22 protein-coding genes are annotated in these 21,505 nt (G+C 32.9%); 1 reads left to right on the top strand and 21 read right to left on the bottom strand.

All coding sequences use genetic code 11. The features are described from left to right. The first annotated feature begins 82 nt into the window (after positions 1-82). Positions 83-952 (top strand): NAD(P)-dependent oxidoreductase, encoded by an 870-nt coding sequence (locus tag ABW637_RS06205; protein WP_367583776.1) that lies wholly within the window; start codon positions 83-85, stop codon positions 950-952. 62 nt (positions 953-1,014) lie between these two features. On the opposite strand, the gene ABW637_RS06200 is transcribed toward ABW637_RS06205, so the two are convergent. From ABW637_RS06200 to ABW637_RS06100, 21 genes are all read right to left on the bottom strand, one after another. After that, entirely contained in the window at positions 1,015-1,992 is a 978-nt protein-coding gene (locus tag ABW637_RS06200; RefSeq protein WP_367583775.1) for an alpha/beta fold hydrolase, read from the bottom strand. Between the two features lie 71 nt (positions 1,993-2,063). Further along, positions 2,064-2,624, bottom strand: coding sequence for a TetR/AcrR family transcriptional regulator (locus tag ABW637_RS06195; RefSeq protein WP_367583774.1), 561 nt, complete (start codon positions 2,622-2,624; stop codon positions 2,064-2,066). A 244-nt stretch (positions 2,625-2,868) separates the two neighbouring features. Continuing rightward, the gene (locus ABW637_RS06190) at positions 2,869-3,924 is read right to left on the bottom strand and encodes a GTP pyrophosphokinase (protein ID WP_367583773.1); all 1,056 of its coding nucleotides are present in this window, start codon (positions 3,922-3,924) and stop codon (positions 2,869-2,871) included. A gap of 76 nt (positions 3,925-4,000) precedes the next feature. Continuing rightward, a complete protein-coding gene (locus ABW637_RS06185; protein ID WP_367583772.1) occupies positions 4,001-5,377 on the bottom strand; it encodes a Shedu anti-phage system protein SduA domain-containing protein in 1,377 nt (458 codons plus the stop codon). 311 nt (positions 5,378-5,688) lie between these two features. After that, positions 5,689-6,240 (bottom strand): hypothetical protein, encoded by a 552-nt coding sequence (locus ABW637_RS06180; RefSeq protein ID WP_367583771.1) that lies wholly within the window; start codon positions 6,238-6,240, stop codon positions 5,689-5,691. Between the two features lie 483 nt (positions 6,241-6,723). Next, positions 6,724-7,578 carry a CPBP family intramembrane glutamic endopeptidase gene (locus tag ABW637_RS06175; protein ID WP_367583770.1) on the bottom strand — a complete coding sequence of 285 codons (855 nt, stop codon included), beginning with the start codon at positions 7,576-7,578 and terminating at the stop codon, positions 6,724-6,726. Positions 7,579-7,669: 91 nt separating this feature from the next. Next, complete coding sequence (locus ABW637_RS06170) at positions 7,670-8,386, bottom strand: hypothetical protein (RefSeq protein ID WP_367583769.1); 717 nt, start codon at positions 8,384-8,386, stop codon at positions 7,670-7,672. A gap of 73 nt (positions 8,387-8,459) precedes the next feature. Beyond that, entirely contained in the window at positions 8,460-9,740 is a 1,281-nt protein-coding gene (locus tag ABW637_RS06165) for a spinster family MFS transporter (protein ID WP_367583768.1), read from the bottom strand. A 403-nt stretch (positions 9,741-10,143) separates the two neighbouring features. Further along, on the bottom strand, positions 10,144-11,391 hold the full coding sequence (locus ABW637_RS06160) for a glycosyl hydrolase family 18 protein (RefSeq protein ID WP_367583767.1): 1,248 nt from the start codon (positions 11,389-11,391) through the stop codon (positions 10,144-10,146). Positions 11,392-11,435: 44 nt separating this feature from the next. After that, complete coding sequence (locus ABW637_RS06155; protein ID WP_367583766.1) at positions 11,436-12,077, bottom strand: class I SAM-dependent DNA methyltransferase; 642 nt, start codon at positions 12,075-12,077, stop codon at positions 11,436-11,438. An 86-nt stretch (positions 12,078-12,163) separates the two neighbouring features. Further along, positions 12,164-12,691 carry a DUF5946 family protein gene (locus ABW637_RS06150; RefSeq protein WP_367583765.1) on the bottom strand — a complete coding sequence of 176 codons (528 nt, stop codon included), beginning with the start codon at positions 12,689-12,691 and terminating at the stop codon, positions 12,164-12,166. Between the two features lie 76 nt (positions 12,692-12,767). After that, entirely contained in the window at positions 12,768-13,283 is a 516-nt protein-coding gene (locus tag ABW637_RS06145; RefSeq protein WP_367583764.1) for a hypothetical protein, read from the bottom strand. A 245-nt stretch (positions 13,284-13,528) separates the two neighbouring features. Beyond that, entirely contained in the window at positions 13,529-14,287 is a 759-nt protein-coding gene (locus ABW637_RS06140) for a hypothetical protein (RefSeq protein ID WP_367583763.1), read from the bottom strand. 77 nt (positions 14,288-14,364) lie between these two features. Beyond that, positions 14,365-14,613 (bottom strand): VF530 family protein, encoded by a 249-nt coding sequence (locus ABW637_RS06135; RefSeq protein ID WP_367583762.1) that lies wholly within the window; start codon positions 14,611-14,613, stop codon positions 14,365-14,367. 65 nt (positions 14,614-14,678) lie between these two features. Beyond that, entirely contained in the window at positions 14,679-15,263 is a 585-nt protein-coding gene (locus ABW637_RS06130; protein WP_367583761.1) for a hypothetical protein, read from the bottom strand. A gap of 229 nt (positions 15,264-15,492) precedes the next feature. Next, positions 15,493-16,269: an agmatinase gene (gene speB, locus ABW637_RS06125; protein WP_367583760.1), complete on the bottom strand. Its 777-nt coding sequence runs from the start codon at positions 16,267-16,269 to the stop codon at positions 15,493-15,495. A gap of 86 nt (positions 16,270-16,355) precedes the next feature. Next, the gene (locus ABW637_RS06120) at positions 16,356-16,946 is read right to left on the bottom strand and encodes a DUF1349 domain-containing protein (RefSeq protein ID WP_367583759.1); all 591 of its coding nucleotides are present in this window, start codon (positions 16,944-16,946) and stop codon (positions 16,356-16,358) included. A 389-nt stretch (positions 16,947-17,335) separates the two neighbouring features. After that, on the bottom strand, positions 17,336-18,592 hold the full coding sequence (locus tag ABW637_RS06115) for a POTRA domain-containing protein (RefSeq protein WP_367583758.1): 1,257 nt from the start codon (positions 18,590-18,592) through the stop codon (positions 17,336-17,338). Continuing rightward, the gene (locus tag ABW637_RS06110; RefSeq protein ID WP_367583757.1) at positions 18,592-19,590 is read right to left on the bottom strand and encodes a glycoside hydrolase family 113; all 999 of its coding nucleotides are present in this window, start codon (positions 19,588-19,590) and stop codon (positions 18,592-18,594) included. Before ABW637_RS06110 ends, ABW637_RS06115 begins: the two co-directional genes overlap by 1 nt. Positions 19,591-19,621: 31 nt before the next feature. Continuing rightward, the gene (locus ABW637_RS06105) at positions 19,622-20,497 is read right to left on the bottom strand and encodes a hypothetical protein (protein ID WP_367583756.1); all 876 of its coding nucleotides are present in this window, start codon (positions 20,495-20,497) and stop codon (positions 19,622-19,624) included. Positions 20,498-20,580: 83 nt separating this feature from the next. Continuing rightward, positions 20,581-21,291, bottom strand: a complete 711-nt coding sequence (locus tag ABW637_RS06100; RefSeq protein ID WP_367583755.1) for a DUF547 domain-containing protein — start codon at positions 21,289-21,291, stop codon at positions 20,581-20,583. Between the last annotated feature and the right edge of the window lie 214 nt (positions 21,292-21,505).

The raw sequence follows: 21,505 nt of genomic DNA, 5'->3' as shown, positions 1-21,505 counted from the left end.
GAAAAACACACGTTTTTGCTTTTCTGAAAACTTCATATACTACTAAACATGGACATTTGTATATACTTTAAAATATACAAAAATGAAAACAATAGGATGTATCGGACTCGGAATTATGGGTAGCCGCATGGCGGCTAATCTTCAAAAAGCAGGGTATGCACTAATCGTACATAATAGAACAAAAGAAAAAGCACAGGAGCTTATCGATAATGGTGCTATTTGGGCCAACTCTGTCAAAGAAGTTGGAGAAAAATCAGACGTTGTGATTACCATGCTTTCTACCCCCGAAGTAGTTAAAGAAATAGCGCTGGGAGAAAACGGGTTGCTTAGCGGAATGAGAAAAAAATCTCTTTGGATCAACTGCAGCACCATAAACCCATCTTTTACAAAAGAGATGGAATTCTTATCAAAAGAATCTCAAGTACGTTATCTAGATGCTCCCGTAGCTGGTACCAAAGGGCCTGCAGAACAGGGTGAATTACTATTTCTGGTTGGTGGTGATCACAAAGATGTTGAAGAAGTTTCTCCTCTTTTTGATATCATGGGTAAAAAAACATTACATCTGGGCAATATAGGGCAAGGAGCCGCTATGAAGATGCTTATTAATCAGCTTTTGGGCCAATCTATGGTTGCCTTTGCTGAAGCATTAGTAATGGGTGAAGCCATGGGATTAGCAAAAGAAACGCTATTTAATGTACTGCTCAACACCCCTGTTGTAGCTCCGGTAATGACTGCTATACGACCCAAACTCGAGAATAATAATTACGAACCAAATTTTCCATTACAATGGATACAAAAAGACCTGCATCTATCGAGCATTTCGGCTTATGAAAATGGAGTGGCTACCCCTAACCTAAACGCTACTAAAGAAATTTTTGCACAAGCCAAACAACAAGGGTTTGGAGGACAAGATTTTACAGCAGTCTATGAGTTTTTGAAGGGTAGAACATAAGATACATACAAAAAGGGGTTCACTGCAATAGTGAACCCCCTTTTTTAAAATTGCTATTGTGGTTATTTAATGTTATTCTTTTTCAAGAATTTAAGAATATAGTTGGCAATTTCTTTTCCTTTTTCTTCCAAAGCAAAGTGCCCTGTATCCAATAAATGAAACTCTAAGTTTTTGAGATCTTTTTTATAAGGATGTGCTCCTGATGCTGGAAAGATATGATCGTTTTTACCCCAAACGATTAATGTTGGTGGTTGGTGCTCTCTTAAATAGTGTTGCCATTTTGGGTACAAAGTGATATTGGTTCTATAATCGTAAAACATGGCTAACTGGATTTCGTTATTTTCTTTGCGGTTGATATGTCGTAAGTCGATTTCCCAATTATCTGGGCTAATCTTGCTTACATCTTTTACGCCATGGGTATATTGCCATTTTAAACCATCTATACTATGAAAACCTTCTAGAGCTTTCCCATTTTCTAGAGAGGGGTTCTTCCAATATTTCTTAAGAGGGTTCCAAAAATCTGTAATCCCTTCTTCATAAGCATTTCCGTTTTGAACAATTAGCGATTCGATACGTTCTGGATATTTAGAGGCAATTCTAAATCCAACCGGAGCACCGTAATCCATAAGATATACACTAAACTTCTGTACCTCTAGTTTTGCCAAGAAACCTTCTATAATAGTGGCCATATTATCAAAGGTATACTCAAACTCAGACATAGGTGGTTGTTCAGATCTTCCGTATCCGGGGTAATCTGGCGCCAAAACATGATAATCATCAGCTAGATCTACTATCAAATTACGAAACATGTGAGATGATGTAGGATACCCATGTAATAACAAAATAGTAGGTTTACTCTTTGAACCCGCTTCTCTATAAAATATATCCAATCCGTTTACTTCGACTGTTTTATACGTCGTTGATATGTCTAATGATTCTGTTACGTTTCTATTTGTCTCCTTGGTTTCGGTAAACGAATAGGTGGTTAACGTTATCATTACTAATGCTACAGTACTTAATGTGATTTTTAATGTTCTCATGATTTCAAGTTTTAATTGCTTTATTTATTTAATTACCGAACGTTCGGTAAAATATTGTTTCAAAAAAATAGTTATGTGTTATATAGGTTTCTTATTTCGTTGATGGTGGATACAAAAATGGTATGATCAGACATTGCATTAGCGACCACCAAGCTTCCTTGTACTTTAATCAAAATGTCTTTTGCCTTTTTGGTAGCTTGTTCCTTATCAAATCCAAAATCTAATCCTAGCTTTGTAAAGTGCATAATCCATTGGCTCATTGTTTTTTTTATTTCTTCTCCAAAAATTTGCATTCCAGACTCCATGGATAGTGCTCTCAAAATACAGGTATCTTCTCCATCGTTATACAATTCGCTAATCATTGCTAAACTTTTATCTAAACGCTCGATAGGTGATACCTCTTTTTTATCTAGTATAGGATATAAATTCTCCTGTAGCCAATCTGAAGAATATGATAATACTGCTAATCCAATCTCTTTTTTACCTTCTGGAAAACGATGATACAGGCTTGCTTTTTTGAGACCTGCCCCTTCTGCTAATTCATTAAGGCTTGCCCCTTCATAGCCTTTGTCTCTAAACACCTTAAACAGGCCTTCTATTAATTGTTTATCTTCTACTTTAACTGGTCTCATAATGGCACAAATATAACATTAAATAGTTTTTTACCAAACGTTCGGTAATTAATTAACTTGATTTTAACTATTTCGTTTGTTTTTAGTATTTGCTCACTATAGATGTGGGTGCTATTTTATAGGGTTTTGTGTGTTGTAGTGGTGAGAAGGATCGTTTGCTATAGAAACTTCTGTATCGCCACTAGTCGTGAGACTAGTGGTAGCGAGGGATTTAGTTCTTACTAGCTATTTTTTATATACGTTATTATGTGCTTTTTAATATTTCAATGTTATTCTTTCTAATTATATCATCTATAGGGACTCCTAATGCTTTGTGAAGTTCCAACTCATCTATAAAAATTCCATCATAAAAATCTTGATCAATCGATTGAAAAAATGTCTTACTGAATTTATAGAGTAATAGATTAGAAATAAAATCAAAATAATTTCTTGGTTCTCTAATATTTTCTATGAATTTTTCGATATAGTTTTCCTCAATTATGCCATCTAAATTATCAAGTGTTTTTATATTTAAAGTGTTTAGATTAGCTATCATCTCTATTTCTTCATGTTTATCGCGACTATCCTCTATTGAACCATTTTCCAGATATTTACTTAATCTATTTTTAAGATATGAATTTAAAGTAGTTGAATTAATTTCAATGTTTAACTGACCTGTTTTATTGCCTTCTTCAACTTGACTAGAAATATTATCAATGGTATTTGCAATTGAATTGAATTCTCTATCAGCAAGTTCTAAAGCTCCAGCAAGTACAGTAAATCTTCTTTTGATTTCCTCAGGCAACTGACCTGAAAATTTATAATTTCTATCATGTTCTATTTCAGCCCATGCATGTTGAAGAATAGTCCTGATTTGTACTTCAAATTTCATATTCTTAAATTTCTTATACTCAGGAAGTTTTAATCTATCATTCTTTAATTCAGCAACAAAGTGTACAGATTGATATCCAACCCTATCAATTCCTAATTCCATTTTCTTATTGATACTGTTTTTTATGTCGATTTTGAATGATTTTTTTACAATGGAACTAATGATTTCGACATCAGATTCGACATAAGTAATAATTCTTATTCCTGTTAAATCATGAATTTCATTTTTTGGTTCTTTATAGGATTTCTTAGAAATTTTAGTGTCAAAAGAATCAATATCTTTGGTTCTTGAATAGATATTGTGAATGTTTATGTCACTTTCTTCAATTAATTCAATAAGTATGCTTTCTATTTTACTAGTAAGTTTTTTGAAAACAGGTCTTTTTTCAATGTACCAATTTCTTATTTCTTGTTTTTTAGTTGTATCCATTCTTTTTTAATTGCACATAACGTCTCTTATATGATGCGTTTGCATCCTGTAGGGTGCATATGCATTATACAAATTGTTAGGTGGCGGATTTTTTAATTATGTTAGTGGAATAATAATCAGCAGTATTCAAAATTTCATCAAAAGTCAAAATTTCAATATTGTTTAAGCTATTCCTTAATTTGGTAAAATCACGTTCAATATATTCCAATTGCTTTTTAGTTAATTTTTTATTCGTTTTTACGAGATTTTCCTTTGATGAAATTATGATAATTCCCCTTGGCCTATGAATATTCTTGCTGAGGATTGATTTCTTTAATTCATCTTGAATGTCAGTTTCAGTTTTAAATTTTTCCCTTATTAACGCATCAGAGTAATTCATTGTTTGAATGATTGCCTTGCTCAAATCACCAGAAAATGCATAGTTTTTATGTGATTTATCGTAAATCAATGCTGGGAGTAAATGATGTTTGATTTCAATAATATCAACTCCCCAATAATGGTTAATTCCTAAAAAGTCAGGATACTTTTTTTCAAGGTCAATCTCAAATTGAATTTTGGGATAAATCTTTCTATAAGAGAAAATAAGGTATAGTAGATATTTTTCAAAGTAAGTCTGCCATATATTTTCGAGTTGTTTTATTTCTTTTCCGTCTTTTCCAACAATCTTTTTAATTACTCTTTTGGCTTTTTCGGTTTTAATATCGTTTCTTCCAATGGTTAGAATTTCTCTTCCAATTTTAACAATATCCTGAAGTTTTTCTTTTATAAAATACTCATCTAACCCTCTTAAAAACTCATTATCAAACACTTCGTGTTTAATTAGCTTCTCTGTAAGTTGTTGAACGGATTGAATATCAGTCTCATTTAGATATTTTTTAAACTCTTCTGGTTTTTCTTTTTTGTCAATATTGAATCGATTAATTAGAAAGTTAAACTCTCCTTTGGCAATGGAAGTGGTTCTCTTAGTTGTTTTACCTTTGAAATCAGTTTTTCGTTCATTTACAAGGTATCTCAAAGCTGACGTACGATACGAATTTGCACGATTATTAATACTTTTTGCAACGGAGAGCATTTTTTGGTACTTCTCAATTGATATAGTATATGAACCTTTATACAGTCTAAACTTATCTTTGTCAGCAGTTAGTTTAATTTTCTTTACAGATTTGGTATCTATTTGCAAGAAATCTTTCAATATTGAATAATAGTTTATTTGAACTTTTCTAATAAAGAGTTCGGTAAAACCTTCAAAATCGACAGGAAATTCAATCTTCTTTAATTCATTATATCTGTCAATATATTTTTTCTCATTTTGGTCAAATCGTTTGAGAGCAACTATATACGTGTTTTTTGTCTTTGTCACTATTATCTCTTCTGAGGACTCGTGAATAAAATTGTCGTCTTTCAGTATTACTTCTTCAAGTTCAAGACTTTCTATGTATTCTTCAAATTTCATCTGGTTCTATTCTGACACCTAACAATTGTATACTAGTAATTGCTAGTATCTTATTTATAGTATACATCTCAAACCTATCACAACAAAAACAAGATTCTTTGTGTAAAACCACAGTAGTATAAGATTACTTATCCGCTTCAGGCGGATCGTAATGACATATCTTATTTATAATAGTGCTGTAGGTCTGCACGAGCTAAGCTAAAGAATAAAAGCGTGCGATGTTTACGGGTTTCCGTAGGGTAGTGTATTTTTTTGGTGCGTGGGTAGGAAGTTATAGTAAAGAAAACAGTAATTAACTTTAGAGAATTGGGCTAGGGGTTTTTATAGGAGCCATGGTTAGCTACTGCGGTATTGGTAATGATTTTCTTGAATTTGTGTAACATCCATAATCCAACTAGTGCTCTCATTATCGGTTGATAAATGATACTGAAGTATTCAATAAATTGTCCTACAGATTCAGATTTCCAAAATTCATTCCCAAAGGCAGCTAAGTTGCCAATACCCCAAATCAGCAATAAATAGGCAAGTGCGCGATCCATCCTATTGCTTCCGAGTAGACTAAGTCCATAACATATATTTCCCAAGGCAAATGCCACAATGAACAAACCAAAAAGAGCATACCCTATTAAACCTGCGTGGTCCATATTGAGTTGAATCATCTCTCGCATGGCAAGATCATCGGCTTCGAGGTAAGATCTGCGCAGATTGTTCAAGTAAAAGAAAACAAACATCTGCCGAAAGATTTCGGTAAATGAAAATACAGTAAAGAATACAAAACCTAAAATTGTAAATCCTCGACTCTTTTTAAACTGAATCAATAAGAAACCTAACATGGCAATTAATACAAATAGACAGTGTACCATTACCCAGAATTTACTCGCGATGTATTTTGAATTTTCGAATAGTCTAATCCGCTCATCAAAACTCAACTCGCCTAAATCGAATAGATTAGAGTGAATTCCGAGTGTCGTAATTACAGATAGGAAGCAGCAGGTAATTGCGAATATTAAGAATTTATGATATTGAGTACTACTCACCATGATTTGTTTAGTATTAGGCGTTATACAAAAATAAATATTTTGTTCAAGATAAGGTTGCTGCCAACAATTCTATACTAACAATTGCTATTATCTTATGTATAGTATACATCTCAAACCTATCACAACAACCACAAGCAAGCTTGTGTACAACCACAGTAGTATAAGATTACTTCTCCGCCTCAGGCGGATCGTAATGACAAACTCTGTTGTTTTTTAATGGCTAGTATAGGTATGCACTACTAAGGTAAAGAATTAAAGCGTGCGGTACTTAAGGCTTTTTATGGGACACGGTGATAGTTGCAGTTTTTATTTTTTCTTTAAATATATCTGTTTTTCATTCCAATCAGAAAGTACAAATGCGACAGTTATCCATAGTCCAATAGCTATTAAGAGATAATAATTGAAAAGAGCTGTTCCTTCTTGAGAAATATTGAAGATAAAAAATGTAAATGCAGTTAGAGTAGCATGCATAATCATTGGTGGTATTAAGCTGTTTGCTCTGTCATAAAGCCAAACCATTATTATGCGTGTTGGTATCAACCCAGCATAATGGAAAAAGAATCCAGGTAAAAATTTTCCCAAAACTAAATTCCCATAAGTATCGCCACATCCCCAAATAACTGGTAGAAAGTGCCATGCTCCCCATAAAAGACCTATAAAACAACCTGTTTTTAAAATCCCATATCTTTCTTTTAGGTTTGGGGCTGCAAAACCAGACCAACCCAGTTCTTCTAATAAACCACCACCAATAATTCCGTATATCAATCCACTTACAATTAAAGTGACTTTGTTTTCAGTAGAAAAAATATTTGGAATATATGCATCTGAAAACTGGTATAGTATGAATAGAGAAAGTCCTGAAAGAATTGGTATCGTTAAAATAGCAATTAAATACAATTTAGCGTCTAATCTCCAATTCGTTAATTTTTTAAACAGTTCTTTAAACCCCTTTTTTCCTTTTATTACAGCAAGTAGTAAAAAACTTGCGATCACAGGACCCAACAAATATGGAATCATTGCTATAGGTAATAATCTATCAAATTGTGTTGGCGTTGCCGGAATCCCAGTCTGATTAGTCACAATAAAAATTCCACTCCATGAAATAATAAATGTTAGGATAAAGAAGAGCTTAACTGGATTTCTTTTTATATAAGCTTTCATGATTTTGGTTTTTTCCAAATTGCCACTAACGTCTCTTGTATGGTGCGTTTGCTTCCCGAAGGGAGCAAATGAACTATACAAACTGTTAGCATTAGTTTTTTATTTGCATAACTTCATTTCCAGTTGTTTCCATTATCATATCCGAGTATTCTTTTTCGGCTGGTTTTAGTTTTGGTATTTCGAATGCTAAATCACTTATATTTTCTTTAGAATAATCAACTAATATCATTCTAAATTCTATCATTTTGTTTAAAGATTTATTTATCTGTGTAGGATATGATTTTGTTAAAGTCAAGATTTCATTCAGGTACTCGAAATTATGAGATTTAAATAAGTCAGGATCAATTTTTAAGAATTCATCATCATAAAAGTATGTTTCTTTTCCTAAACCATTCCAATCAAGAGTTATAGACTTACATTTTTTTTCCATAATTGTTACTAATGAATCATTTCGAATAATTTTAGGTCTTTCAAATTCCATTTTTGTAGAACTATAGTTTTTTGCGTCTGCAATTAACACATATTCAAAACCTTTGTCAAAAGTGTATATTTTATTCACATCCGATTTATATACAATCCTTTTAGAGTTACTCGAATTCACAAGCTTTTCGTAATTCCCATTTTTTATATTTATAACTATGGTATCATAATATTCTCCAGACTTTTTCATATGCTCAATCATATCATTTTCTGAAATTCCTTTCATTTTTATATTGAACTCAATTTTGTAGGTTAGTTTCCCTTCGAATGTTTGCCCGTAAGAATATGTAGTGAGGATTGATATTATTAAAATAAGTATTTTATTCATTTTGGTCTTATTAATGCTAACAATAAGATAATAGCAATTGCTATTATCTTATTTATATTTTAATAACGATACTTTATGATCTCATCACAATAATCTCATCTTCATAATGACGGCTTGCAAAATAAAATAAAATAGCGGATATGATGCTTGTCGCAAAAGTGACCGTAAAGGCCCATCTCAAAGCATCAGCCCCTAAAATAGGTGTTAAATAATCACTTAACATTCCAATTACAAGAGGGCCTAGTCCTAATCCAAGCGCATTAAGAATAAAAAATAAAACTGCAGAAGAAAACGCTCTCATTTTGGCAGGAACTAAACTATGTGTAATTGCAATAGCTGGCCCCAAATATACACCACTCAAAAAATAACTCACCGTTAGCAGTCCAATTACAAAATTTAGATTTTCTCCAAAGAATATATAAAAGTAAGTAAGGATACTTATCACTATAGCGATAGCAGGAATCCAACAATACCATTTAATACCCCGAGTTTGGAATTTGTCAGTTATATATCCACCTGAGAAGGTTCCTAGAGCACCAAAAAAAGCTGCAATTAAACCTAAGGTAATTCCAATTTTATCCAAGGGCATACCATGTGTTCGACTTAAGAATGGTGGCAACCAATTTCCGATCCCATAACTACCAAATGCGGTCAAGCCACTAGCCAATGCAACAAAAACAAAAGTTTTACTCTTGAAAAGAGTGCTAATTACTGTTCTGATGGGAATGTCCTCTTTTGAGGAAGTATTATTGTCAGTTAACCCTTTAATAGGCTCCTTGACCGTAAAATAAAGTAAGATAGCATATAAAATACCTGGAATACCCAAGGATAAGAGGGCTATTCTCCAACCATAATTTGCTGCCACTAACCCACCAATAATAAATCCTAGTCCTATTCCGATATAAACTCCAGTTGAGTAAATGGAAAGTGCAGTGGCTCGTTTTTCAGGTTCGTAATAATCAGAAATAATGGAATGTGCAGGAGGGCTTCCACCAGCTTCTCCTACTCCAACACCGATTCTTGCAAGTAAAAGGTGAGTAAAATTTTGTGCCATTCCTGACAATGCCGTCATAGCACTCCAAAATATCAATGAAAATGAAACTACATTTTTACGATTATTTTTATCTGCATATCTCGCAATTGGTAATCCAAGTATTACGTAAAGTGCTGCAAAAGCCAAACCGGTTAGAAGCCCAAGTTGTGTATCACTCAATCCTAAATCAGCTTTGATGGGTTCTTGTAAAATGACCAAAACTTGCCGATCAATAAAATTAAAGGCATAGACTCCGGTTAATGTAAAAAGTACATATCTCCGGTAGGCTGGAGTGAAATGTTTTGAGGTTGATGAGGACATATTTTATTTAAATAAATTTAGTGTTCTTCAAATCAAATTCTGTTTTACCGAAAGGCTTTACAGTTTTTATGGTTAAAAAATCATGTACTCCAATTTTCACCCATGCTAAAGTTACCATTTTTTTGTATTCATATTTCACTTTTTTTATCAGCTTGGTCAGATGTTTTTAAATAAAAGGAAAAATGGAAACGAAATTCATTGCATATTTTTATCACTTTAAAATACAGAATTTTTTATTTCTCCTTTTTAAATTGAACTTTCGATATATCAAACTTTTGTTTTTATTTCGAATTTTCATATAGATCAACCGTATGATATGCAATTGTAGTACTTATAATGGAGATCAATATGGCTACTAGTGAGGCTACGCCTTTTTATAGGAACCATGGTTAGGCACTAGCGTTTATTTATTATTATACAAAGTTTTATGTGGGTCGGTCGAAAATTTTTCAGTTAATAGATTCCATAGGTCAGTATACCCATCATCATATCCCAGAGCCCAAATCCCAACACCCGCTATGTTATTGTTTTTTATCCAATCGTATTTAATTGATAATGATTTTACATCTTCAAAAAATAGCTGTCTATATTGGTCCGTACTGTCTTTAAGAACGATATAACTTGAAGCACTTTTGGGGTCAAATTGTATTGGGATATGTAAAGAATCAATATACAATTTTCGTATTGATTTATAGGGTGGATGAGATTTGAATTTTGTTACTTCTGTGCCTATTTCAGCATTTTTGGTATACCATTCTGCTCCGTAATACGGTAATCCAATAATTAACTTGCTTAGATCAACGCCCTTATTCTTATAGTAATTCACCGAGGTTTCTAGACCATTTCCAAATTTCTTGCTGTTTTTAAAAGGGGTTACAGGCCCGGTAGTTTTGCTAAACCTTCCGTAATAATCATATCCCATTAAGGTGTAAAAATCTATATAGGGATTAATGGCATCGATATCAAAAATATCATTCCAGTCTGTAGCGTAAAGACACAACGAAATCATATAATTAGGATTATCTTGTTTTAAGCTTTTTGAAATCTGAAGGATAAATTTTGTGAAACTATCTTTATTTTTTTTAGATACTCCTTCAAAATCAATATTCACACCATCGGCAGATCTAAGAGCAAGTAAACTGGATAGGCTGTCTATTAGTGTCTTTTGAGCCTTTGGATTTTCCAGGAAGACAGCATTATTTTTTCTTCCAAAATTAGATACCGAAAAAAATATCTTACAACCTTTGGCTTTTGCACTATCAATTAAAGCAGTGGTTTTCCATTGATGAATACTTTTATAACTGCCAGTTTCTGGTTGGACAGCGTACGAAAAATATGAAAGGCCCCATAACATGGAAAAATTATAATTTTTATACGAAGAACCATTAGAATAAAGATGCCACCCAAATGTGCGGTAATCTGGATCAACTTTGCCTTTTTTATGACGTATTTGTTGATGAGAACTATGATTTAGGCTATCCCATTGCTGCTCGGTTGTAAAATTAAAATCTCCAAATGTTTTTTCATGTAAATGACGTTGACTTATAAATTCGCTGCTGTCTACCGGGACAATTGGACTTTTATCCTTAGTATCCTTGTGGCATCCTATGCATAAGAGTAACGAAACGGTCGTAATTAAGAATATTTTCATCTAATATTGTATAATGGTTTAGCTACACTGCATTTTAATGCAGTTTAAGTTTTGTTGGTATTCGTTTTTCTGAACACAAAAGATATAAGCCTTGGAATTTCTTTTTCAGATGTATCGTCAAACCATTCATTTATTTCTATTAATTGAAAGCCATTATTTTCGGCATTGTCAACATAATCAGAAATATGATGTCTAAAGACCTTTAACTCCTCAACTCCACTTTCAGTCTCGAATTTTGCTTTACTCCCTGCATATTGTTTGAAAGGATGTAATTCGCTTATAAAGAAAATCCCATTTTCGATAAGCTTTTGATTTGCCTGATTAAAAATAGGATTCAGATCATCAATGTGCTCAAGAGTAAGGCTTGAAGTTACCAGGTCTACATATTGATTTTCGATTTCCCACTCTTCGTTAAGATCTGCTCTTTTAAATTGAACTCTACTATCGATTATTTTCTCTTTGGCAACATTTAACATTGCCTCAGAGAAATCAAGCCCGATTACTTGCTCAGCTTTTTTCAATAACCAGCTAGTATTCTTTCCTGTTCCACATCCTAGTTCCAACACATGTTTAAACTTATATTTCGACAACGTCTCAATAGTCGCTTTTATGTCTAAATCACGAGTCTTATTTTCATTCGTATCGTATTGCTCAGCCCAAGAATTATATGCTTTTTCTATACTCATTCCTATTTCTTCTCAATTAATGCTAACGTTTTGTGTATGGCCTCGTTGCGAATCTCGATCAACTAATTTAGCAAAAGACTATATTTTTAGCTTAAAAAGCCTTTTGCAATATCGTCTACAACATTATAGTAAGTATCCCATTTACCATAAACTTCTAACGCCCATTTTCGTATTAAATCTTTGGATATTGCCTCATTAGTAGATTTTTCTTTAATATCCGTGGTTGTAATTTTCCCTCTTTCAAGGGTTTTTGGTGGAATTAAATACTCATCTTGTTTATCAGTCTTATATGTATTCAAATAATCGCTCAGTTTTGGCGACAATCTATACGTCCACTTAATATTATATTTAAAAATCAAATGTAATCTTGAAAGATGGAAATGATTATTCCATCTACCATGTATTTCTGGGTGTTGCAACGTGTGTGCATCAACAATCAGGAATCTGTATATATGGTTTTCGGTTTTTGAGAAATCAACGTTTTGAAATCCAAGATTGAAAATTTCTAAACATTCGTGAATTCCCCTTTTAGTATTAGCACCGCAAAACTGACACTTTCCAACATCTATAAGTGTAATTCCATTTTTCTCTGCGAAATCAATATAATCTTGCATGGTCTTTTTCGCTTGTTACTAACGGTCCCGTGCAAACGCTCGTTTTAATGCCGTTATATATTGTTACGCACAGGCTTTATAGCTCGTTCTCTTTTAAATCTTTAGCTAAACTTGCAATTTTCAGTCTTTTATTCCGCTTTACATATTCTAAATCCGATACATTGTCAATCATTAACTGACGGTTATAATAATTTATATGTTCAAAAACTGCGAAAAGATTGGCCAAAATCCCCCATAAAATTAAGTTTTCAGGTATAATTTGCCAGTCATTTTGATACAATTGAATTACAAATATTATTGGAATAAGACCAATTAATATCAAATTTAATTTTTTAGAATTCCTGAAAATATCTAAGTTTTTCTCTTGATTGAAGGGCTTGTTTATCAATCTGTATAACTTTAATTTCCAATAGTGTTGACCTTGAATTAATATTATTATACAGACTAAAATTCCATATAAAAGAAAAAATATATCTACAAATGAATTTTTAAGGATGAGATAAAATAATATCGCAGGGAAAGTCACAAAAGCGTGAAATCTTTCCATAGGATAATAACTCTTCAATCTTTTAATCAGTTTTTGTTTACTCATATTAATTTTCAGTTTGCACCTAACGTTTAATATATGTATCGTAGCGGAGCAAAATGTTACCTAACCATCGACATTTTCTGCGCGGATTTTATACATTATTCAGCTATAAAAGCACTGCACCATAATAAATAAGCTAGAATTAGCAATAAACTATATACGGTGCTAGCAATAGTATTATTCTATTGAATGTGCTTTTCTGAAATAATTAGATTAAAATTAAACACTTTAACAATCCGCTTATTAAATCACATTAGATTTCTAAAAGCTTTCGCATATATTTTATCCGAGTCCTTTTTATTTTTTTTAGGAATAAGGATATGTGTTTTTGTTATCACATTGGCATCATTTCCATCAACACCTGTACCTCTAGTTTCATCAGTAAAGCAAATATTTATTTCATTATCTACTTTTTCTATATGTATGTTTTTTATGTAATTAAAAGTTTTTAAAACGAAATAATTATTCGTCAAAATTAATCCATATTTAAAACATTGGACTTCCTTAATCTTACAGTTTATAGCATTCAAAAGAGGATAAATTATAAAAACATACACATTAAGCCCCCAAAAAAGTGAAATCATCAAGAGATTATATCCAACAGCCAAAGCGAATTTCCCATCATTTTTCAGGTTATAACCTAAAATTATTAAAGTAATTGAAAGTAATAAAATCACTATTGAAATAATAGAGTTTTTTTTAATCTTTTTCTTTAAAATCTTCTTTATAAAGTTATTCCATTCCTTTTGTTCATATTCAAACTTTAATATGGGTTCAAGTCTTTTTTCAATAATATCTGAAATAAAAATTCGCTTACTATGTTCGAAGATTAATTTTATAAATAAGATTGCTAATTGTCCATATATAAAAGCATATAAATAGTAATGTATCTCTAAATTCTGGATTGCTATGTAACCAATAGAAGCTAAAAGTGGAGTAAATAAAAAAATAAGTATAATAACTTTGATAAAAGAGAAAGTTACATTGTCTTGATATGTTTTATCCATTAATCTTTTATATTATTGCTAATGTTCGTACTAAATTCAGCCTTAGTGTCGTTGCTTAAGGAGTGTTGTCTGCTGTTTTATTTTAATTTTTTCTTTTCTACATCAAGATAAAGCTGTTCTACCTTATCTCTTGCCCATGGTGTTTTTCTTAAAAAGGTAAGACTAGATTTAATCGAAGGGTCATTTTTAAAGCAATTGATGTTAATTTTCATTGCTAATTTTTCCCAACCATAGTGTTCTACTAACAACTCTAGTATTGTGATCAATTTTACCCCGTGCATGGGGTTATTGGGTTGTTCTTTTTGGTGGTTATTTTCTTTATCCATTACTGCGCTAATTACTCTTGTTTATACTAGGTTTTAATGCCGGTTTATATATTTTGGCGATTGTTTTACAATATTTTTCTAGAATTCACCCCTGCTGCAGACAAGATTAATTTACAAGATTCTAAAAAACTTTGAATCCCTCTTTTTTTGGTTTTAAAACTGGGAGACCACACATTATAGGTTATAGAACTAGAATATCCACCAAACTCAATACTACACGAATAACCATCTACTGCATTTTCTGGGAATAATCTTGATATTTCTGTTGGTTGAATTTTTACAATCGAATTTACGATATTGTCAAATTCATTGAATGTCAATTCATAAATGTGAGAGGAATATTTTTCGGATGGTTTACGTTTGCTAATAATTAAGGAATCTTCTTTAGTTTTTGCATTCTCTAATGCTATTTCAACAGCTTTCTTCTCAGCATAATCTTTCATTGTCATTTTATCAATGTAAACCTGCATTATTACGTCATCTTGAGTTTTATTAATTATAATATCAAGTTTACTAATCTTTGGATTTACCAAAACACCAGGAGCTGTATAATTAAAAACGATTTTATTTATCCCTTCTTGACTTAGCAAGTGTTGCTGTATTAGAGATACTCCTAAAATCACTATAATTAATTTTAACTTTATTTTCATCGGATCAAAGTATTGTTAGTTTAGTATAAACGGTCGTTTTAATGCCGGTTATATATTGTTGGTGATAGAATTTTATTTTAAAAAAACGATTCTCGGTACAATTTTTCTTCTGTCATCTCGAGCGTAGTCGAGAGGTCACTATGAAAAATCACTCAAATTGACGTTTTTTTGATTGGTAACTTCCAAAATGCACAACAGAACAGGTGTTTTTATCTGATTCACTACCATCTTATATCATTTTAGCTAATATCTCTTTCATCATTTTTGCCGCTAAAAAGGCCGTCATATTTTGAAAATCTCTATTTGGATTATATTCTACAATATCTGCTCCTATAACCTCTGCATCTATATTCTGAATTAAATCAATAACTTGTCTTGAAGACAGGCCTCCGGGTTCGTGATGAGAAACTCCAGGTGCAAAAGCAGGATCAAATCCATCCATATCCAAAGAGATGTATAATGGGTTTTCGAATTCGAGCTTCATTGATGGATCAAAATCCTTCATTTGATATATATCTACATTAAATTTTTCTGCCTGCTTGGCCTGATGTGTATTGAGTGTTCTTATTCCTACCTGAACCAACGTAACTGCAAATCCATTTTCCATAATTCTTGCAAATGGACAAGCGTGAGAATATGGGTCTCCTTCAAAGTTATCGTATAGATCAGAATGTGCATCAATCTGAAGAATATCGAGTTTGGGATATTTATGATGATGGGCTTTAATAATTGGAAATGTAATGGAGTGGTCTCCTCCTAGTGTAAAGATTTTTCGGTTTAGATTAAGATGATTTGCTGTGATCTCTTCGATATCAAAATATTCCGAAATCTCAAAATCTCCCTTATCTTCAATAACATCGTTTTCTATAGAAACTCCATTTTCGGCAAACAGGTTTAATGAACCAGAATGTAACGCTTCTCTAATGAGTAGCGGAGCAAGTTTAGGGCCTTTTTGGTACGATGATTTTTCATCAAATTGTATTCCTTGGACAATTATTCCTTTCATTTGGTTTATGTATTATACTAGAGAATAGGTAAAGTATGACCATTTAAAGAGTCGTATCACATAAATAATGAACGATTCGTTTTCTTCTATGCATTTTGTTTTAACCACTCACTTCTTCGTTTATCCGGAAGGTGTTTAATCACAAAATCTTCAAATAATGCATCAAATCCATCCCCATCTGGAGAAGCAGCGGTCAATCCCACCATTACAGGTACGTTATCGGGAAAGTAGGCTAGCCTCATTACAGTGAAATCTGTATTGTCTAATGAGTATTTTATTTCTATAGCATCCAATCTTCGTGTAACCTTAAGCCAAACCGAAGCTGGTTTTTGTTTTAACTCAACCATACTCCAATCACTATTTTGATGAGTAACAACTGCACTTAAATTGATTCTTTGGTTTACATATTCTACACCAGTTTTAATCCAAGTTTTTTTGTCTATCCTTATCATTATTCCCATTTGGTCGAACCTACTTTTATACGCACCCGTTATTTTTACGTTCAATTCGAATTCTCCACCCATCATAGAATAATAAAAAGGACCATCGTCTACAGTAAAACCATAGTGGGTTTTTCTCCAGAAATCTGTATTAGGTGTTACATACATAGATAATGAAGTATCATTAATTATTTTCCATATATCTGGTTCATTAAACCATTGCATCTTTTTCATCATTTGCATTTTTGACTTCTCAAATTGTCGTAGGTTTACTTACCTAATACACATCTATATACCCACACTAAGGTAATTATATCTTAATTATTACCCCTGTGTATTTTGGTAAATATTGTAAAAAAGCGTTAGTTCGAGTGTTTCGTTGTAATGACCTCTCGACTTCGCTCGAGATGACAGAAGACAAAATGCCCGCCTGCCGGATGGGTAGGTATCGACCCTTCGACAAGCTCAGAATGACGATGTATTTTTTGTACAAACTCTGTCCTTGATAGCTCTGCTGAGCTTGTCGAAGTACACTTCTTTCTTCGGTCAAAGCACTCGAATTGACAAATTTTGGATAAAAAAAGACAAAATACACTATGAGTTAATTATGAGCTATTAACTAATCTCTAAAAATACTGCCCGATCCCGAACACGAAACCGTTGGTAGCGTCTTCGGTAACGCCATAGCCATAGTCTATTCTAAAAATGGCATTAAAGATCTTTTTGTGCATAAAGCGTAGCCCTACACCGGGATACAATCTAAAGTTTTGTGAATCGCCAAAGTCACCAAAGTCACCACCGGGATTCCTCCAACTCCCCCCATCTACAAAGACATTGCTTTGCAATACAAACCAATCTTTTTCGTACAAAGTATGGCGATATTCGGTATTAAGTACAATCACCCCCGTACCGCGGTCAATCACGTTACCCACACCTCTAATGTTTAGATTGTTATCTACTGCAAAGGGTGCAAAAGGAGATTCATCATTGCTTGCTAGCCCAAATCGCAGTCGCGAGGCCCAATTGCCTTTTTTACCTACCCTATGGTAGTACAAAAAGTCGTTCCACCAGATAAAAAAATCGGGTAAGACATCTTCAGTACTAATTACATACTGAGTGTTGAGGATGCTTTGAAATCCAGAGACATACTGGTAGTCATAATTTAAATTATTATACTCATAAATGAGTTTATATAGTAGTTTATTTACATCAAAGTCCTGTGGTACACTAGGGTCTGTTACTCCTTCTTTGTATTCATAATCTTCATTAAAATAATTGATCCCTAATTCGATTCGATTTTGCAAATTAAACTGGTACAGCCCCAAGATTTCGTAAGAGGTATTGTTATATTTGTAGTCTGCCGTTCCATTTTCAAGAAATACGGGTTCTTCGGTGGTGATATTGCTATAATTAAGAGCTAATCCCGCTCTTTTTCCAAACAAAAAAGGTGCCCGTATGTTTCCCATATACGAGGGATAAATATCATTTTGGTAGATCCCCCCAACTGTAATATTTCTTCCTAATAAATTAAACTCATATAGACCAAGTCTAAAAGCAAATTCATCATCGTTGGTGGTATATACATTAGCAGAGGGAATAATGGTAAAGTTTTCTTCGACTCCGTATACTACTTCATAGCCGTCTTCTTTTTCGTTCACCTGGTAATAGGCATGAGCAATCGATGGTAATCTTTTGAGTCTTTTAACATCCTTTTCAATCAGTAATGAGTCCAGTGCCTCACCTTTTTTAAGGCTAGTAAGCTTGATTAAAGCCGAAGTTTTGGTCTTGTTATTTCCTTGCACAAGGATATCGGTAATAACCATGTCTTGTGCTAAAGTAATGCCGGTTATAAGCAGGATAATAAGAGTAAGGGTTATTTTCATTATTGTGTTGAGTAAAATTCTTTTATTAATTTTTCTGAGGGTTTATTCTGAATAGTAAACCTATTGTTGTCCTTTCCTCCTACTTCATCATGATTATGAAACCATTTCCAAAGAAAACCACCAGCAAACCAAGGCTCCTGCCAAAATTCATGATATAAAGCGGTCAATGCATTCTCTTGTGCTTTTAGATCAACATTACCATTGGCTCTACCAGAATCCCAGGGCTCTTTTCCTGTATAATGAACACTGCGATACCCATACTCGGTAAACAACACAGGTTTCTTTACTTTGTTATGCAGAGCAATAATATCGCTCTTATGCTTTTGCCAACCTTGTTGTAACTCTTCTATGGTAGGGGTCTGGCTTTCTGATACCGGAAAATAAGCATCAATCCCTACATAGTCCAGTTGGTTCCAAAACGGTGCTTTATCAAACTGATCCCAATTTTCTGCATACGTCAAATTTCCTGTGTACACGGCTCTAACTTTCTGAATGAGCTGACTCCAATATAGAGGTCTAGTCTGCACGAACGTATGCAACTCGGTACCGATACAAAAAATCGGAACTTTCATTTCTTTTGCTAATTGGGCATATAGCATTATAAATTCTTCGTACGATTTTTCTAAAACTTTCCAATCCTCTTCAGAATTCATTTTAATGTTACCGGTAAACTCTCCTTGCCAAACCCAAATCTGAGGTTTTAGCATTACCTTTATGCCTCTTTCGTTTAGCAATTCGATGGTTCTTTTGGCTCCGTCTCTTCGTTCTCCCCACCATTGCCTTTCGATATTAAAAACCACCTTGGGAGCTTCTAGATTTCGTACAAATCCAAAAGGCATTACTGCAGCCCAATTGGCATTAACTTCTATCACCGGTTCTATGGCCTTTGCAGTAATTTCTTTAGGAGAACCTACAAAACTAACCCCATTTATCTTAGGTTGCTGTCCAGAACAATTGAAAAAAATGATACTAATACACAGTAGAAAAACCTTTTTCATTTTATTTTTTACTGCTGAAAATACAATTTTATTAGAATACCGCTCTTAATCCTATATTAAATGTTTCACCTAAACCGGTATTATCACCATCTACAAAGTTGGTATATAAGGCTTCTATATTAAGCTCATTGGTTAGTTGGTATTTAGCCCCTCCACCTAGTGCTGTGAAATTTTGGTCAAAATCATTTCCCAGATCTATTAACTCAGAATGCTGAGCCAAAGCTAACACTGTAAATTTAGAACTCGGAAAGTAGCTAAAAAATACTCCAGGAGTAAGTCTAAGGCTATTGTTTGCAAAGCTATCTTCTTCTTCACCAAAGTTTAATTCAGAATTAAGTTCTCCGAAGATTTGAAATTTATTACCAGGAAATGTATGATCGTAGAAAAATCTATTTTGCCAGATATATCCATCTTGATCCAGGAAAACCCCATTTTCAGATTCGTTATCCACTAACGGGATGAAAAAAGAACTTTGTACAGAAAAATTATTGACACTTTTAAGAGGTACAAACTTTACAGAAGGAGCAAATGATGTAAACCCAGAACGAGCAGTACCACTTTCACCATCAAACTTAAATACATCTAATGCATCACGATCTGCAACTACATTGGATCTAAACTCTAAAATAACTCCCAGATTCCATCGCTTATTATTTCCTATTCCTGTATATGCCTCGACAGTAGATGTAAAAAATGTTTGTCTAGGTTCGCCTCCTTCACTAAATGTGCTTTCGGTTTGTGTATACAAGTTATTAAACCACTTAATATCATATTGTCCTTTCCCAATTAATTTAGATGGTGTTAAGGTTTGGATTACTGATCCTTGATCCTCTTCCTGATCCTGTGCAAAGCCAACAACTAAAACAAAAAGACTAATTGCTGTTACTATTATTTTTTTGATTTCCATGTTTGTGATTTTTATTTGCATAAGCCACCCATAAAGTTTTCTTTTTGAGAACACTCTTGCAATATGAATTAATGTTTAAAAAATTATTTGATTTGATTTAGACTCCAGTCATAAGGATAATAAGACACTTTAGCATCTGAAGATATTTTCTCTTTTCTGAATTTATTTACGAAGTCTACTTCTGATCCGTTATGAGTAAAATCAACTTTATACCATTCAAAAATTTGCGATAGCTGCACCTTTTTTCCTTTAACCCTAATAAATTTAGGATTATTAAGTGCCTTTGTTGTCTGGCGTTGTAATTGACTTTCTAAACTTGAAGGTGTATATGCAGATGATATTATTGGCGGACATCCTAACCCTGCGCACACTAACACAAAGTGAAAGCGAGCTTCTTTAGGGAAATTTTTTCGAAGTATCTTATTTTCTAAATCATTAAGCGTCGTTACTTTTCCTCCTAAATCATAAGTGGTTTTATCAAAAAACCCTTTAATATTTAATGGTGATTTAATTGGATATTTGTTTACTACTCCTTTGATCACAGCCAGGTTATAAGCATTAATATAAAAAGCTTGAAACGTCTTAGGGTTGTTTTTTGAGACACGTATCTTCGAGGCCATATCTAACAACGTATTCAAAGATGATGGATCTTTCTTAATAGCGCTGTATTTTACTTTTCCGTTAGATACATAGGTATTAAAAAAAGCATCTGCCTGAGTAAAAAATTCTGCCGTACTCTGAGAAAAACCCATTTGGTTGGAGAGCATTATTAAGATGATTAGTACCTTTTTCATAATATATCTTTTACCAGCTCCAATCTAGAAACTGAATTCAATGTATTTTTTTAAAATTGTTAAAATTTACCTCGGTAATGGGCATTCAGTCGAACGGCAAATCGGCAACTTACAAACTATTTTATATTTTATTTACTCAAATCAAAAAGAACAATCTTGTTCGAAAAATATACTTATCCTTACAAAAAGTAATAGCTTTTAGACTGATTCTAAA

Origin of the sequence: Aquimarina penaris (assembly GCF_040786285.1) — a bacterium.
Taxonomy (GTDB): domain Bacteria; phylum Bacteroidota; class Bacteroidia; order Flavobacteriales; family Flavobacteriaceae; genus Aquimarina.
Note: the sequence above shows the minus strand (reverse complement) of the source record. Positions and strands in the feature narration are given on the sequence as shown.

Bases quoted from the DNA above. Each gene is read 5' to 3' on its own strand.
- ABW637_RS06205 (WP_367583776.1), top strand. From the start codon at position 83: ATGAAAACAATAGGATGTATCGGACTCGGAATTATGGGTAGCCGCATG.
- ABW637_RS06200 (WP_367583775.1), bottom strand. From the start codon at position 1,992: ATGAGAACATTAAAAATCACATTAAGTACTGTAGCATTAGTAATGATA.
- ABW637_RS06195 (WP_367583774.1), bottom strand. From the start codon at position 2,624: ATGAGACCAGTTAAAGTAGAAGATAAACAATTAATAGAAGGCCTGTTT.
- ABW637_RS06190 (WP_367583773.1), bottom strand. From the start codon at position 3,924: ATGGATACAACTAAAAAACAAGAAATAAGAAATTGGTACATTGAAAAA.
- ABW637_RS06185 (WP_367583772.1), bottom strand. From the start codon at position 5,377: ATGAAATTTGAAGAATACATAGAAAGTCTTGAACTTGAAGAAGTAATA.
- ABW637_RS06180 (WP_367583771.1), bottom strand. From the start codon at position 6,240: ATGGTACACTGTCTATTTGTATTAATTGCCATGTTAGGTTTCTTATTG.
- ABW637_RS06175 (WP_367583770.1), bottom strand. From the start codon at position 7,578: ATGAAAGCTTATATAAAAAGAAATCCAGTTAAGCTCTTCTTTATCCTA.
- ABW637_RS06170 (WP_367583769.1), bottom strand. From the start codon at position 8,386: ATGAATAAAATACTTATTTTAATAATATCAATCCTCACTACATATTCT.
- ABW637_RS06165 (WP_367583768.1), bottom strand. From the start codon at position 9,740: ATGTCCTCATCAACCTCAAAACATTTCACTCCAGCCTACCGGAGATAT.
- ABW637_RS06160 (WP_367583767.1), bottom strand. From the start codon at position 11,391: ATGAAAATATTCTTAATTACGACCGTTTCGTTACTCTTATGCATAGGA.
- ABW637_RS06155 (WP_367583766.1), bottom strand. From the start codon at position 12,077: ATGAGTATAGAAAAAGCATATAATTCTTGGGCTGAGCAATACGATACG.
- ABW637_RS06150 (WP_367583765.1), bottom strand. From the start codon at position 12,691: ATGCAAGATTATATTGATTTCGCAGAGAAAAATGGAATTACACTTATA.
- ABW637_RS06145 (WP_367583764.1), bottom strand. From the start codon at position 13,283: ATGAGTAAACAAAAACTGATTAAAAGATTGAAGAGTTATTATCCTATG.
- ABW637_RS06140 (WP_367583763.1), bottom strand. From the start codon at position 14,287: ATGGATAAAACATATCAAGACAATGTAACTTTCTCTTTTATCAAAGTT.
- ABW637_RS06135 (WP_367583762.1), bottom strand. From the start codon at position 14,613: ATGGATAAAGAAAATAACCACCAAAAAGAACAACCCAATAACCCCATG.
- ABW637_RS06130 (WP_367583761.1), bottom strand. From the start codon at position 15,263: ATGAAAATAAAGTTAAAATTAATTATAGTGATTTTAGGAGTATCTCTA.
- speB (WP_367583760.1), bottom strand. From the start codon at position 16,269: ATGAAAGGAATAATTGTCCAAGGAATACAATTTGATGAAAAATCATCG.
- ABW637_RS06120 (WP_367583759.1), bottom strand. From the start codon at position 16,946: ATGATGAAAAAGATGCAATGGTTTAATGAACCAGATATATGGAAAATA.
- ABW637_RS06115 (WP_367583758.1), bottom strand. From the start codon at position 18,592: ATGAAAATAACCCTTACTCTTATTATCCTGCTTATAACCGGCATTACT.
- ABW637_RS06110 (WP_367583757.1), bottom strand. From the start codon at position 19,590: ATGAAAAAGGTTTTTCTACTGTGTATTAGTATCATTTTTTTCAATTGT.
- ABW637_RS06105 (WP_367583756.1), bottom strand. From the start codon at position 20,497: ATGGAAATCAAAAAAATAATAGTAACAGCAATTAGTCTTTTTGTTTTA.
- ABW637_RS06100 (WP_367583755.1), bottom strand. From the start codon at position 21,291: ATGAAAAAGGTACTAATCATCTTAATAATGCTCTCCAACCAAATGGGT.